Here is a 13479-nt window from a genome sequence, read left to right on the forward strand (position 1 = left end):
GCGGAGTCGAGCCGCATCTTACTCCAGCAGCTGCTCAGCGATAGAGGTCGGCGCGGGTCCAGGGCAGGTCGTGACTGCCGTCCTCGCGCGGCTTCACCGCGAGTATCTGGTGCAGGTTCATCCAGCCATGCTGGAAGCCGTAGGCGCAGCCGGCCAGGTACAGCCGCCAGATGCGCAGGGCCTTTTCCGGCACCAGCGCCGCCGCCTGCTGCAGACGCTGCTCCAGGCCCTGGCTCCACAGCTGCAGGGTGCGCGCGTAGTGCAGGCGCAGGCTCTCGACGTCGACGATCTCCAGGCCGGCCTCGCTGATCGCGGTGCCGATGGTGACCAGGTGCGGCAGCTCGCCCTGGGGAAACACGTAGCGGTCGATGAACTCGCCGGCGCCGCGCCCCACCGGGCGGCCGTCGGTGAAGCGCGAGGTGATGCCGTGGTTCAGCACCAGGCCGCCGGTCTTCACCGCAGCGAACAGGCGCTGGCAGTACAGCGCCAGGTTGGCGTGGCCGACGTGCTCGAACATGCCGACGCTGACCACCTTGTCGAAGCGACCGTCCTGCGGCAGGTCGCGGTAGTCCAGCAGCTGCAGCTCGACCCTGTCGCCCAGGCCCTCCTCGGCCACGCGCTGGCGGCCCAGTTCCAGCTGCGCCTGGCTGAGGGTGATGCCGAACACCTCGGCGCCGAACTCGCGCGCGGCGAAGCGAGCCAGGCCGCCCCAGCCGCAGCCGACGTCGAGCAGCTTGTCACCGGCCTGCAGGCGCAGCTTGCGGCACAGATGGCGCAGCTTGGCCTGCTGGGCCTGGTCGAGGTCTTCCTCGCCGGTCTCGAAATAGGCGCAGGAATAGACCATGTCGCGGTCCAGCCACAGCCGGTAGAAGTCGTTGGACAGGTCGTAGTGGTAGCTGATGGCGGCGGCGTCGCTGCGCTTGTCGTGGGCGGTGCGCAGCTCCACCGGCGCGGTGGCGTCGCCGAGCAGCGCGCTGCTCAGCGCATCGCCCACGGCGATGGCCTGATCGATCGGCCCTTCCAGGTCGAGCTTGCCCTCGACATAGGCGCCGCCGAGGGCGTCCAGGCTGGGGCTGGCCAGCTGGCTGACCAGGCTCGGATCCTTGACCACCAGGGTCACCTTGGGCCGCGGCCCCAGGTCGATCTGCTTGCCGTCCCACAGCTTCAGACGCAGCGGCAGCTGGAGTTCGCGGAGTACGGATGGCAGTTGCGCGAGCATGCGAAACCCTCCTGCGGATGCACGTGAAGACACATCCAGCCTAGTCCAGATGATCCCTCTGTCAGGCCAAGGGTTCAATTGCCCGGGCAACACGCCGCGCCGTGGGCCCGAGGGTCAGTCCCGGTCGATGCGCAGTTCGGGCAGCGCCCGGCCCGCCACCAGGCGCTCGTCGACCAGGCGGATCACCGCCGCCTCATCCTTGATGCCGTACCACTCGCCCTGTGGATAAAGGCTCGCGGTCGGCCCCAGGTCGCAGGGGAACTGGCACTGGCTGCGGGTGATATGCACACCGCCATCGCACTCCAGCCGGCCGGCGGCCTTGAGCCGCTGGCGCAGGCTTTTCCACAGGCCGAGGGCGCCCTTGCGGGTGCAGCGCGGGCCGTTGCACAACAGCAGGCGCTGCGCGTGCGGCGGGATCTGCGACCAGGCGTGCTGCGCCGGCAGCGGCGCCACCTCGCTGCAGGGGAGATGCGCCGCACGGCGCTCGAGCAGCGCGCCCAGGCCGTCGAGCCAGGCGTCTTCCAGCGCCGTGCAGAGCACGAACACCTGGGCCCCGTCGCCGCGCTCGGCGATACGCTGGCGCAGCCAGTCGCGGTGCGCGGCATCGGCGCGCGGCTCCAGATCCACCACCAGCAGCGGTCGCGGCGCCTGGTCGATGGCCTGCCAGCAGCCGTCCTGCTCGCTGTCATACAGGTGCGCCTCACCGAGCAGCGCTTCGATGCGCTGCTGCAGACGCTCGGCCGATGCGCCACGCCCCAGGCCGGGGCCGATAAACAGGATGCGCGCGTAGGGGGCTTGGTTCATCGGGGTCTCCAAAACGGGCCGGCAGTCTAGCAGCGTGCCGAGCACTGAAGGCAATCCGTAGGGTGGACGTCGCTTTTTACGTCCACCACAACGGTGGATCGATGAAGCGTGATCCACCCTACGCCAACGCACCCGCCCTTGGGCCACAACGCAAATCCGTGGGAGGGTCTTTAGCCGTGACGGCAGCAGTCCAGCATGTAGGTTGGGCTGAGGAGCCTGCGACGAAGCCCAACGGGGATTTTCGGTGGCTGGAGATCGCCGGGCGGAGCCCTGCGGGCGCCCTGTTGGGCTTCGCTGCGCTCAGCGCCAACCTACCGCGCCAACGCGGCCCACAGGCTATCCGGATCCTCGAATTCCCGCGTCACCGCCGGCAACGCGGGACGACGCAACAGCAGCACCGGCAGGCCCAGTTCGCGGGCGACCTGCAGCTTGGGTTCGGTGGAGGCGCTGCCGCTGTTCTTGCTCACCAGCACGTCGCAGCGGATGCGGGCGAACAGCGCGCGTTCCGCGTCCAGGGAGAACGGCCCGCGCGCGCCGATGATCTCGGCGCGCGGCGGCGCCGGTTCGCTCTGCAGGCAGCGTACCGTCCAGTGCTGGTGGGCGGGAATCTCGTGCAGATGGGCCAGCGGTTCGCGGCCGGAGGTGAAAAACGGCCGCTGGAATGGCGCCAGCGCGCGGGTCAGTTCATCCCAGCCATCCACCTCGCGCCAGTCGTCGCCCGGGCCCGGCTGCCAGCCGGGGCGACGCAGGGCCCAGCAGGGCACGCCGGCGATCTCGGCGGCGCGGGCGGCGTTATGGCTGATCTGCGCGGCATAGGGGTGGGTCAGATCCAGCAGCAGCTCGATGCCTTCGCTCAGAATAAAGGCCGCCAGGCCTTCGGCACCGCCAAAGCCGCCGACGCGCACGCGGCAGGCCAGATCGTCCGGCACGCGGCCGAGGCCGGCCAGGCTGTAGACGGTCTCCGGCCCCAACCAACGGGCCAGGCGCAGCGCTTCGGTGGTGCCGCCGAGCAGCAGGAGTCGCGCACTCACGCCTTGCGCACCGCCAGCAGGGTGATCGGCAGTGCGGCGCGCCAGGTATCGAAACCGCCCAGCGGCTGCGCCTGGGCCACGCTGAGCCGCAGCAGCTCGCCACCCTGCAGCTCGCGAAAGGCCACCAACGCCGACTCGCTCTGCAGGGTCACGGCATTGACCAGCAGACGCCCACCCGGCTTGAGCGCGGCCCAGCAGGCGTCTAGCACACCGGGCACCGTGACGCCGCCGCCGATAAAGATCGCATCCGGCGTCGGCAGCCCGGCCAGCGCCTCGGGCGCGTGTCCGGCGACCAGTTGCAGCCCGGGTACGCCGAGGGCGTCGCGATTGTGACGGATATGATCCTGACGCCCCTCGTTGGCCTCGACGGCGATGGCGCGGCAAGCCGGATGCGCGCGCATCCACTCGATACCGATGGAGCCACAGCCGGCGCCGACGTCCCACAACAGCTCGCCGGGCAGCGGCGCCAGGCGCGCCAGGGTCACCGCGCGCACGTCACGCTTGGTCAGCTGGCCGTCGTGGCGGTAGGCCTCGTCCGGCAGGCCGCAGGTCGGCGGCAGCAGTTGCGCACCGGCGTCGGCCAGGCATTCCACCGCCAGCAGGTTGAGGTCGGCGCCCCGCGGCAGGTTCCAGCTCGCGGCCAGGCCATCGAGTCGGCGCTCCTCCGGCCCGCCCAGATGCTCCAGCAGGGTCAGGCGGCTGGCACCGAAACCACGGGTGCGCAACGCTGCGGCGACCTGTGCGGGCGTGTCGCCATCGGCGCTCAACACCAGCAGGCGCACGCCGGGAAACAGCCGGGCGTTGAGCGTGGCCAGCGGCCGGCCGACCAAGGAGACCACCTCAACCTCCTGCAGCGGCCAGCTCAGGCGCGCCGCCGCCAGCGACACCGAGGACGGCGCCGGCAGCACCCGCAGCTCGTCGGCCGGAACCTGGCGCGCCAGACTGGCGCCGACGCCGTAGAACATCGGGTCGCCGCTGGCCAGCACACACAGCGCCTCGCCGCGCCGCGCCAGCAGCGGCTCAAGGTCGAAGGGGCTGGGCCAGGTTTCCCGCTCGCCACCGATGCAGGGCGGCAGCAAGGCCAGCTGACGCGGCGCGCCGACGATGCGCGTAGCCGCCAGCAGTGCCCGACGCGCGGCCTTGCCCAGGCCGGGGTAGCCGTCTTCGCCGATGCCGACCAGGGTCAACCAGGGTTTCATCCAATGTCCTCGCGCAAGCCCGACGGAGCGCCTGTCCGCGCTCCGAGCAAAGCGGGCATAATAGCGCCTTCGTCGGTGCCCTTGAGTCGATACGACTCCGCAACGGGCCTAAGAGGGAACACGGTAAAACCGTGGCTGCCCCCGCAACTGTAAACAGCGAGTCCAATGCAATCGGCCACTGGGTAACCGGGAAGGCGCGGCGGACGAAGACCTGTCAGCCAGGAGACCTGCCGACGAACGCTGGTCGCGAGTGCCAACATCGGGCGGGGTGTACCGATGCCATGGAATCCCCCTGTGGGCGGATTTCGCTGGTTCGGTCGCCGCGTCGTTAGCCACAGGTGACCGCTTGCCCGCCTCCATTCGCCCTTCCGCCTGCCCCGGCCTGCTGCGCATCGTCCCCGCGCTGGATGGCGGCATCTGCCGCATCAAGCTGCCCGGCGGCGTGCTGCGCAGCGCCCAGGCACGGGCCATTGCCGAGGCGGCGCGGCATGGCGCCAGCGGTGTGCTGGAGCTGACCAACCGCAGCAACCTGCAGATCCGCGGCGTGCTGCCCGGCCAGGAAAGCGCGCTGATCGACGCCCTGCTGAGCGCCGGCCTCGGCCCGCGCGTGGCCGCCGCCGACGATGTGCGCAACCTGCTGCTCAGCCCCGCCGCCGGCCTCGACCCACACATGCGGATGGACGTGCGCCCACTGGCCGGCCAGTTGCTCGACCTGCTGCAGGACACCCCGGCGCTGCATGCCCTGTCGGCCAAGTTCGCCCTGCAACTCGATGGCGGCGAAGCCCTGGCCATGCGCGAACATCCCCACGACCTGTGGCTGGCGGCTGAAGACGAGCAGCATCTGCTGCTGGGCCTGGCCGGCTGCCCTGGCGATGCGCCCGTGGCGCGCGTCGAAGCGAGCCAGGCGCTCGAACTGGTGCGCCAGCTGCTGCTGCTGTTCCTCGAGCTGGCCACGCCCGAGCAATCGCGGATGCGCCAGTTGCTGGCGCAGATCCCGGCCAACGAACTGCTGCAGCGCCTGCAGGCACGCCTGGATTTTGCCCTGCAGCCGGCACCGGCCAGCTGGCAGCCTGCCGCCACCGTCGAGCGCGCGCCGGCTGGGATTTATCCACAGGCGCAGGCCGGCCTGTGCATGGTCGCCGCTGGCGCCCGCCTCGGCCGTCTGCATGCCGAACAACTGACCACGCTGGCCGAGCTGAGCGAACGGCATGGCGACGGCGAACTGCGCCTGACACCCTGGCAGGGCCTGCTGCTGGGCAACGTCGCCGAAGCCCGCGCCCGCGAGCTGCCGGCTGAGCTGGACCAGCTGGGCCTGCTGACCCAGGCCGACGAGCCGCTGCTCGGCCTGGTCGCCTGCACCGGTTCGGCCGCCTGCGCCCGCGGTTTGGCCGACAGCAAGCAGCACGCCCTGCACCTGGCCGAGCTGCTGCGCGCAAGCCACGCCCGCCCGCAAGTACACCTCAGCGCCTGCCCGCGCAGTTGCGCCAGCGCGCGCGTGCAGCCCTACACATTGCTGGCCAGCACGCCCGACCACTACCAGCTCTACCAACGCACGCCCGAGACGCCCGGTTTCGGCCGTCTGCTGGCGCCGGCGATGACCATCGACGAGGCCGGCGCCTGGTTCGCCCGCCAACATCCTGCAGGAACCCCCGATGCTTGATTACATCCGCGACGGCCAGGAAATCTACCGCCGCTCCTTCGCCACCATCCGCGCCGAGGCCAACCTCGAAGGCATCCCCGCCGACCTGGAAAAACTCGCCGTACGGGTGATCCACGCCTGCGGCATGGTCGACGTGGTGGAGGATCTGCGCTTCTCCCCCGGTGCCGGCGCCGCCGGCCGCGCCGCGCTGCTGGCCGGCGCGCCGATTCTCTGCGACGCGCGCATGGTCGCCGAGGGCATCACCCGCCCGCGCCTGCCGGCCAACAACCAAGTGATCTGCACCCTGCACGACGCCGGCGTGCCGGAGCTGGCCCGCGAACTGGGCAATACCCGCTCGGCGGTGGCCCTGGAGCACTGGCGCGAGCACCTGGAGGGCAGCGTGGTGGTGATCGGCAATGCCCCCACCGCGCTGTTCTACCTGCTGGAAATGCTCGACGCCGGCGCGCCGAAGCCGGCGCTGATCATCGGCATGCCGGTGGGCTTTATCGGCGCGGCGGAATCCAAGGATGCCCTGGCGGCAGACAACCGCGGCGTGCCCTACGTGATCGTGCGGGGCCGCCGTGGCGGTAGCGCCATGGCGGTGGCCGCGGTCAACGCCCTGGCCTCGGAGGTGGAATGATGGCCGGTCGTCTGCTCGGTCTCGGCGTCGGCCCCGGCGACCCCGAACTGCTCACCCTCAAGGCCCTGCGCTTGCTCCAGTCGGCACCGGTGGTGGCCTACTTCGTGGCCAAGGCCAAGCACAACGCCGGTCACGGCGGCAATGCCTTCGGCATCATCGAGGCCCATCTCACCGAGGCGCAGCAACGCCTGCCGCTGGTCTACCCGGTGACCACCGAGAAGCTCGCCCCGCCGCTCTCCTACGAGGATGTGATCGCCGACTTCTACGACACCTGCGCCGCGCAGATCGCCCGGCGGCTGGACGCCGGCCAGGACGTGGCGGTGATCTGCGAAGGCGACCCGTTCTTCTACGGCTCCTACATGTACCTGCACGACCGCCTGGCCGACCGCTACGAGGTGGAGGTGGTGCCCGGCGTGTGTTCCATGCTCGGCTGCGCCTCGGTGCTCGGCACCCCGCTGGTGTACCGCAACCAGAGCTTGAGCGTGCTCTCCGGCGTGCTGGCGGAAGAGGAGCTGGAACAGCGCCTGCGCGACGCCGAGGCCGCCGTGGTGATGAAGCTCGGGCGCAACTTCGACAAGGTCCGCCGCGTGCTGCGCAAGCTGGGCCTGGATGGCCGCGCCCATTACGTCGAACGGGCGACCATGGCCGAGCAGAAGATAGTGGCGCTGGACGAGGTGGAGCCGATGGATTCGCCCTATTTCTCGATGATTCTGGTGCCCGGGCAGAAATGGCGCGGCTGAATCCGTGGGGTGGATGACGCTTCACCCATCCACCGCGCGCAATGGTGGATGAAAAAAGCGTCATCCACCCTACACGCTACGGCGCATTTGCGTAGCCCGGATGCACTCCGGAAAACCCATTCCCCGGATGGCATCCGGGCCACAGGATTTACCGCATGAACATCGTCATCCTCGGCGCCAGCGCGCTGGCCATCGCACAACGCATCCAGGGGCTTTATCCACAGGCCGTGATCCATGGCCTGCGCGGGCGCGCCGATGGCGCCGAGCGCCATTACGACGACTTCGGCGAGACTCTGCGTAGCCTGTATCGCGCAGGCCAGCCACTGCTGGTGCTATGCGCCGCCGGCATCGTCATCCGCAGCCTCGCCCCGCTGCTGGCGGAAAAGGGCGCCGAACCACCGGTGCTGGCCCTGGCCGAGGATGGCAGCGCCGTGGTGCCGCTGCTCGGCGGCCTGGCCGGGGTCAATCGCCTGGCCCGCGAGATCGCCGCGCACCTGGGGGTTACGCCGGCCATCACCACCAGTGGCGAGCTGCGCTTCGGCACCTGCCTGCTGGAGCCACCGGCCGGCTACGCCCTGGCCGACCTGCAGCAGGGCAAGCGCTTCGTCAGCGACCTGCTCGGCGGCGAGAGCGTGCGTATCGAGGGCCAGGCGCCCTGGCTGGAGGCCGCGCAGCTGCCTGTGGACAAGGCCGCGTCGCGGGTGATCCATATCACCGCCGAGCAGCGTCCACCGAGGGCCGACGAGCTGCTGATCCACCCGCGCTGCGCCGCCGCGCTGATCGAACGCCCCGATGCCGAGCTGCCGACACGTCTGCAGCAGGCGCTGAGCGATGCCAAGCTGGCGCCGCAGGCGCTGGCCTGCCTGCTGGCGGACAAAGGCTGGATGGCCAACGCCGAGCTGCACGCCGCCGCAGCCGAGTTGAACCTGCCGCTGCGTTTTATCCACAGCGACTCCCAGCTGCCTGCCGAATGCCACCGGGGCGACGGCCTGCGCCTGCTGCTGGGCGACCAGCCGCTGCAGATCGAGCGCCTCGGCCAGCGCCGCGGCCGCCTTAGCGTGGTCGGCCTCGGCCCCGGCGCCGCCGAGCACATGACCCCGGCCGTGCGCCGTGCCCTGGACCAGGCCGAAGATCTGCTCGGCTACGACACCTACCTGAAGATGGCCGGCCCGCTGCGCGCCGATCAATGCCTGCACCCCAGCGACAACCGCGAGGAACTGCAGCGCGCCGCCCACGCCTTCGAACTGGCCGCCAGCGGCCGGCGGGTGGTGATGATCTCCTCCGGCGACCCCGGCGTGTTCGCCATGGCCGCCGCCGTGATGGAGGCGCTGGAAAGCCCGCAGAGCGAGGCCTGGCACGGCGTCGAGCTGGAGGTGCTGCCGGGCGTCTCCGCCGCCCTGGCCACCGCCGCCAAGGCCGGCGCGCCGCTGGGGCATGACTTCTGCCTGATCTCCCTGTCGGACAACCTCAAGCCCTGGGCGGTGATCGAAAAACGCCTGCAGCATGCCGCCGCAGCGGATCTGGCCATGGCCTTCTACAACCCGATCTCCAAGGCCCGCCCCTGGCAGCTCGGCCGCGCCCTGGAGCTGCTGCGCCAGCACCGCGAACCGCAAACCCTGGTGGTGCTGGGCCGCGATATCGGCCGCCCCGCCGAAGCGCTGCGCAATCTGACCCTCGGCGAGCTGACGCCGGAGCTGGTCGATATGCGCACCCTGGTGATCATCGGCTCCAGCCAGACCCGCCGCTTCCCCCGCGCCGAGGGGGGTGCGTGGGTCTATACGCCACGCTGGTATCCCGACTGAGTGGCCGATGGCCAGGCCCCGAATTGCATCCGGGCTAGCCGATATGCCGGGGCAGCGGCCGTCTCATTCGGCCTGGTGGCAGACCACGCACAGCTTGTTGCCGTCCGGGTCGCGGAAGTAGGCGCCGTAGTAATCGGGGTGGTATTCGGGGCGCAGGCCCGGTGCGCCGTCGCAACGTCCACCCTGGACGAGCGCCAGCCGATGGGCCTGGTCGACCTGGGCGCGGCTCTGCGCCAACAGCGCCACCATCTGCCCGTTACCGGGATGATGGGCGGCGCCGTCGAAAGGCTTGCCGATCAACAGCAACGGTCGGGGCTCCGGCTTCGATTGCCAGGCGGCCCAGGGCTTGTGCTCATCGACAAAGCGCAGCTCGATGCCCAGCAACGCCATGAGCGGCTGGTAGAAGGCCCAGGCCCGAGGGAAGTCGCTCACACCGATATAGATATGGGAAAACATGCAGCCTCCTCGTTGCCCAGCCTTCAGGCCTGCAGCGCATCGCCAACGGCATAGTAATGACCACCGGCGACATGATGCAGGCTGCGCAGAGCCGGATCGGCGGTCTCGAAGTGCCAGCGGCCGTCGCGGAACACCCGCTCGTCCGCCCAGGCCGCGATCACCTCGCCGATGAACAGGTCATAGGCCTGCTGGTTGTGCGGCTCATCGAGCAAGCGGCAGACCAGCCAGGCCGAACAGCCGGCCACCAGGGGCAGGTCGTGGCCGTCCATTTCGAACAACTCGACACCGGCGCGGGCCAGCTTCGCCGGCTCGTCGGCGAGGCTGGTATTGCCCACCGCCTGGGTCAGCTGCAGCTGCGCCACGGTCGGAATCTGGATGGCGAACAGGCCGCTGCCTTCGATCAGCGCGCGGGTGCGGGTGGCCTTGTCCAGCACCAGGGTGAGCTTCGGTGGGTCGAAATCCAGGGCGCAGCACCAGGCCGCCGCCATGACGTTATCCACAGCCTGGTGGCGGGCGGACACCAGCACGGTGGGGCCATGGTTGAGCAGGCGGTAGGCCTTGGCCAGGTCGACGGGACGGATGGACGCGCTCATGCAGACTCCTGAAAGCGGAAAAGGCGCTCGCATGCTGGCCCGTGAAGACCCGCATCGCAAGCGCCGGCGGCAGTGGATCAGAATTCCTGCACGGTGGGGCGCAGGACGATCTCGTTGATGTCGACATCGGCCGGCTGCTCGATGGCGTAGGCGATGGCACGCGCCACCGACTCGGCCGGAATCGCCTGCCTGTAGAAATCGACGACGAAGTCGCGGCTCTGCTGGTGGGAGCTGCCGAACTTCAGCTCCGAATCCACCGCGCCGGGCTCGATGGTGGTGGTGCGGATGCGGCCACCGACCTCATGGCGCAGGCCTTCGGAGATGGCGCGCACGGCGAACTTGGTGCCGCTGTAGACGGTGCCGCCCGGGCTGAACACCTTGATCCCGGCCACCGAGGCGATGTTGATGAAGTGCCCGGCATTCTGCTGCTGGAACACCGGCAGCGCCGCGGCGATGCCGTACAGCACGCCCTTGATGTTGATGTCGATCATGCGCTCCCACTCCTCGACACGCACGTCGCTCAGCGGCGCGATGGCCATCAGCCCGGAGTGATGTCGGGTCCTTCTGGGCTCATTGAGATGTATCGATAGCCAATTGCAACGTGTTGATTTAAAAGAAAATTCGTTGCAATGGTTATCGTGACCTATCGCCGATTAGCAGAACGGATTGGCGGTAGCGGGGACGGTAGTAAACAGCGGTTGGATTGAGACCGTTCTGTTTACTATCCGGCCAAAACCGGTCTTTGACGGTAAATCGCTCCTTGGGAAAGCTTGCCCTGTGCGGCTTTCCCGGCATCAACAGGTCTCCTGACCCTTGACGGTAAAAGCCGTCATGAACAGGAGTAAAAACCTCGATGCTTACTGATACCAAACTGCGCAATCTCAAGCCCAAGTCCAAGCTGTACAAGGCTTCCGACCGCGATGGTATGTACGTGACGGTATCGCCTACCGGTACCGTCACCTTTCGCTACGACTACCGTCTCAATGGACGCAGAGAAACGCTAACCATCGGACGCTATGGTCCGACTGGCATATCCCTGGCCATGGCTCGCGAGAAGCTGCTCGATGCCAAGCGCATGGTCGCCCTGGGCAAGTCTCCCTCCCTGGAGAAGCAGCGCGCTAAGCGGCGCCTGAACGCCGCCAAGAATTTCGGTGAAACGCTGACGAAGTGGTTGGCCGGTGCGCGCATGGCCGACAGCACTCGTGCGATGCGTAAAAGCATCATCGACCGCGACATCCTGCCGGTCTTCGAGAACCGGCTGCTGACCGAAATCACCCCTGACGATCTGCGAGCCCTGTGTGCCAAGGTAAAGGCTCGCGGGGCGCCGGCAACTGCGGTCCATATTCGCGACATCGTGAAACAGGTCTATGCGTTCGCGATCCTGCATGGCGAGAAGGTCGAGAATCCGGCTGACGACGTTAAGGCGTCTTCCATCGCTATTTTCGCGCCGAAGGACCGGGCGCTGAGCCCGACCGAAATTCGGCTGGCCTTCCATCAACTGGAGACAATCGCCGCGTATCCCACGATCAAGCTGGCCTTGCGGCTGGTGCTGCTGACCTTGGTTCGCAAGAGCGAGTTGATCGAGGCGACCTGGGACGAAGTGGATTTCGAGAACGCCACCTGGACGATCTCCAAGGAGCGGATGAAGGGGCGTAACCCGCACGTTGTCTACCTGTCGCGCCAGGCCTTGGACATCTTCGTGGCGCTGCACACCTGTGCGGCCGGTTCCCGCTATGTGTTGCCCTCGCGCTATGACCTCTACCGCTGCATGTCGCACGCCACCCTGAACCGCATCACTCAGCTCATCGCCTCCCGCGCGAAGGAAGCAGGCCTGCCGTTGGAGCCGTTCACCGTCCACGACCTGCGCAGGACTGGTTCCACGCTGCTCAACGAGGTGGGTTTCAACGGCGACTGGATCGAGAAATGCCTGGCTCACGAAGATGGTCGCTCCTCTCGCTCGGTCTACAACAAGGCCGAGTACGCGGAGCAGCGCCGGCACATGCTGCAGGAGTGGGCGGACATGATCGACGCTTGGATCGATGGCCGCACTCATGTTCCCCAACTGCTGCCGGACAGCGTCGTGGTGCCGGTGTTGAGTGCCACGGTTTAAGGAAAGTGCAAGGTTGTCAGTTGACAACCTTGCCGGTCATGCGAATACTGGAGATCACTGATGACCCGTCCTTCTCACTCGAAGAAAGAGGTCGAAGAAGCACTCAGGCATGCCGAAGAGCAGGGCTGGCGCATAGAACTGGGTGGTAGCCACGCTTGGGGACGAATCTACTGCCCCTACAACGATGAAGAGTGTCGCTGCGGCGAGTTCTGCATCACCAGTGTGTGGAGCACACCGAAGAACCCAGGCAACCATGCGCGTGCCCTTCGGCGCGTCATCGACAACTGCACCACGCACCGTAAGCAGCGGCAGACCACCGAGGGCGCAGAGGAGTAGCGCTATGGAATACATCTTCACACTGAAATACCAACTGGCCGACGATGATCGTGACCCGGAAGCGTTGGTCGAGCGCCTCGGCGAGGCCGGCTGCGACGATGCCCTTATCGGCATTGGCCAGCCAGGCCGGTTGGCGCTGGAGTTCACCCGTGAAGCGGAGAACGCTGAAGAGGCTGTGCGCAGCGCACTGGTCGATGTGCGCAGTGCCGTACCTTCAGCGAGGCTGATCGAGGTGGTGCCGGATCTGGTCGGGCTCACCGATGTAGCGGAGATCGTCGGCGTGTCGCGCCAGAATATGCGCAAGCTGATGTTGGCTTATCCGGGCAGCTTCCCTACGCCTGTGCATGAGGGCAGTGCGTCGATCTGGCATCTGGCAGACGTGCTGACCTGGCTACAGGCCAAAGGCAGCTATCTGCTGCCTGGCGGTATCTTGGACGTGGCTCAGGTGGCCTTGCAGGTCAACCTGGCCAAGGAAGAACGACGGCTAACGCGCCCGGCCTCCAAGGAACTGCAAGCCCTTGTCGGATGAGGTCGGTGCCGACTTCATGCTTGGTTTGAGCCCGCCCGGACAGGGCGGGTTTTCCTTAGATAAACATCCGGCTTGCTGATATTGAGCCGAGGAGCCTGCTTGCGCTCCTCGATCCAGGCCTCTACCTCGGCAAGATCCCAGACCACGCAACGTGGTGTCAGGTTGAAGCGCCTGGGGAACTCGCCACGGCGCTCCATTTCGTAGATCGTGGATTCAGCCAGAGGGACGATCAGTCTCAGCTCATGCTTGCGAATTGTGCGCCGGAAGGGCAGGGGGCTGCCCTTCGGGAACTGCGGAAGCGACTCGTAGGCTTCTGTACCCGGCAACGGCAGCGGTAGGGATTGATCAGAGGCGGTATCGAGAACCTTGGTTTTACGCAAA

Annotated in this window: 14 protein-coding genes, 1 pseudogene and 1 riboswitch; of the genes and pseudogenes, 7 read left to right on the forward strand and 8 right to left on the reverse strand. The window is 67.7% G+C overall.

The features are described 5' to 3' along the window. Positions 1-34: 34 nt before the first annotated feature. The 4 genes from cfaB to cbiE all read right to left on the reverse strand — a co-directional run bounded on the left by cfaB (position 35) and on the right by cbiE (position 4253). The gene (gene cfaB, locus EA796_RS22390) at positions 35-1219 is read right to left on the reverse strand and encodes a C17 cyclopropane fatty acid synthase CfaB (protein WP_122110223.1); all 1185 of its coding nucleotides are present in this window, start codon (positions 1217-1219) and stop codon (positions 35-37) included. A 114-nt stretch (positions 1220-1333) separates the two neighbouring features. Next, positions 1334-2023 (reverse strand): ferredoxin, encoded by a 690-nt coding sequence (locus tag EA796_RS22395; RefSeq protein WP_122110224.1) that lies wholly within the window; start codon positions 2021-2023, stop codon positions 1334-1336. A 311-nt stretch (positions 2024-2334) separates the two neighbouring features. Further along, a complete protein-coding gene (locus tag EA796_RS22400) occupies positions 2335-3054 on the reverse strand; it encodes a cobalt-precorrin-6A reductase (protein WP_122110225.1) in 720 nt (239 codons plus the stop codon). Continuing rightward, entirely contained in the window at positions 3051-4253 is a 1203-nt protein-coding gene (gene cbiE / locus EA796_RS22405; protein WP_122110226.1) for a precorrin-6y C5,15-methyltransferase (decarboxylating) subunit CbiE, read from the reverse strand. The genes EA796_RS22400 and cbiE overlap by 4 nt, the downstream gene beginning before the upstream one ends. 56 nt (positions 4254-4309) lie before the next feature. Further along, positions 4310-4503: riboswitch (cobalamin riboswitch) on the forward strand. Positions 4504-4599: 96 nt separating this feature from the next. Between cbiE and cobG the strand changes: the two genes are divergently transcribed. The 4 genes from cobG to cobJ all read left to right on the forward strand — a co-directional run bounded on the left by cobG (position 4600) and on the right by cobJ (position 9074). Continuing rightward, on the forward strand, positions 4600-5913 hold the full coding sequence (gene cobG, locus EA796_RS22410; RefSeq protein ID WP_122110227.1) for a precorrin-3B synthase: 1314 nt from the start codon (positions 4600-4602) through the stop codon (positions 5911-5913). Further along, positions 5906-6532, forward strand: a complete 627-nt coding sequence (locus tag EA796_RS22415) for a precorrin-8X methylmutase (RefSeq protein ID WP_122110228.1) — start codon at positions 5906-5908, stop codon at positions 6530-6532. The genes cobG and EA796_RS22415 overlap by 8 nt, the downstream gene beginning before the upstream one ends. Further along, positions 6529-7272, forward strand: a complete 744-nt coding sequence (locus tag EA796_RS22420; protein WP_178082598.1) for a precorrin-2 C(20)-methyltransferase — start codon at positions 6529-6531, stop codon at positions 7270-7272. Before EA796_RS22415 ends, EA796_RS22420 begins: the two co-directional genes overlap by 4 nt. A gap of 155 nt (positions 7273-7427) precedes the next feature. Further along, positions 7428-9074, forward strand: coding sequence for a precorrin-3B C(17)-methyltransferase (gene cobJ, locus EA796_RS22425; protein ID WP_122110229.1), 1647 nt, complete (start codon positions 7428-7430; stop codon positions 9072-9074). Between the two features lie 63 nt (positions 9075-9137). Here cobJ and EA796_RS22430 read toward each other — a convergent pair whose 3' ends face one another. The 3 genes and pseudogenes from EA796_RS22430 to EA796_RS22440 form a co-directional block, all read right to left on the reverse strand. Then, complete coding sequence (locus EA796_RS22430) at positions 9138-9530, reverse strand: VOC family protein (protein ID WP_122110230.1); 393 nt, start codon at positions 9528-9530, stop codon at positions 9138-9140. Between the two features lie 23 nt (positions 9531-9553). Continuing rightward, on the reverse strand, positions 9554-10123 hold the full coding sequence (locus tag EA796_RS22435; protein ID WP_122110231.1) for a flavin reductase family protein: 570 nt from the start codon (positions 10121-10123) through the stop codon (positions 9554-9556). A 77-nt stretch (positions 10124-10200) separates the two neighbouring features. Next, positions 10201-10677, reverse strand: a pseudogene (locus tag EA796_RS22440) (SDR family oxidoreductase); the annotation flags it as partial. Positions 10678-10976: 299 nt separating this feature from the next. On the opposite strand from EA796_RS22440, the gene EA796_RS22445 reads away from it, so the two are divergent. Genes EA796_RS22445 through EA796_RS22455 form a run of 3 tightly spaced genes read left to right on the forward strand, consistent with a single transcriptional unit; the run spans position 10977 to position 13098 of the window. Then, positions 10977-12233, forward strand: coding sequence for a site-specific integrase (locus EA796_RS22445; RefSeq protein ID WP_122110232.1), 1257 nt, complete (start codon positions 10977-10979; stop codon positions 12231-12233). Positions 12234-12293: 60 nt separating this feature from the next. Then, complete coding sequence (locus tag EA796_RS22450; protein ID WP_122110233.1) at positions 12294-12569, forward strand: hypothetical protein; 276 nt, start codon at positions 12294-12296, stop codon at positions 12567-12569. 4 nt (positions 12570-12573) lie between these two features. Then, the gene (locus EA796_RS22455) at positions 12574-13098 is read left to right on the forward strand and encodes an AlpA family transcriptional regulator (RefSeq protein WP_122110234.1); all 525 of its coding nucleotides are present in this window, start codon (positions 12574-12576) and stop codon (positions 13096-13098) included. A 14-nt stretch (positions 13099-13112) separates the two neighbouring features. Here the strand turns inward: EA796_RS22455 and EA796_RS22460 are convergent, their stop codons facing one another. Next, positions 13113-13478, reverse strand: coding sequence for an AlpA family transcriptional regulator (locus EA796_RS22460; protein ID WP_122110235.1), 366 nt, complete (start codon positions 13476-13478; stop codon positions 13113-13115). Between the last annotated feature and the right edge of the window lies 1 nt (position 13479).

The organism is Pseudomonas sp. AOB-7, from assembly GCF_003696305.1.
Lineage (GTDB): Bacteria > Pseudomonadota > Gammaproteobacteria > Pseudomonadales > Pseudomonadaceae > Aquipseudomonas.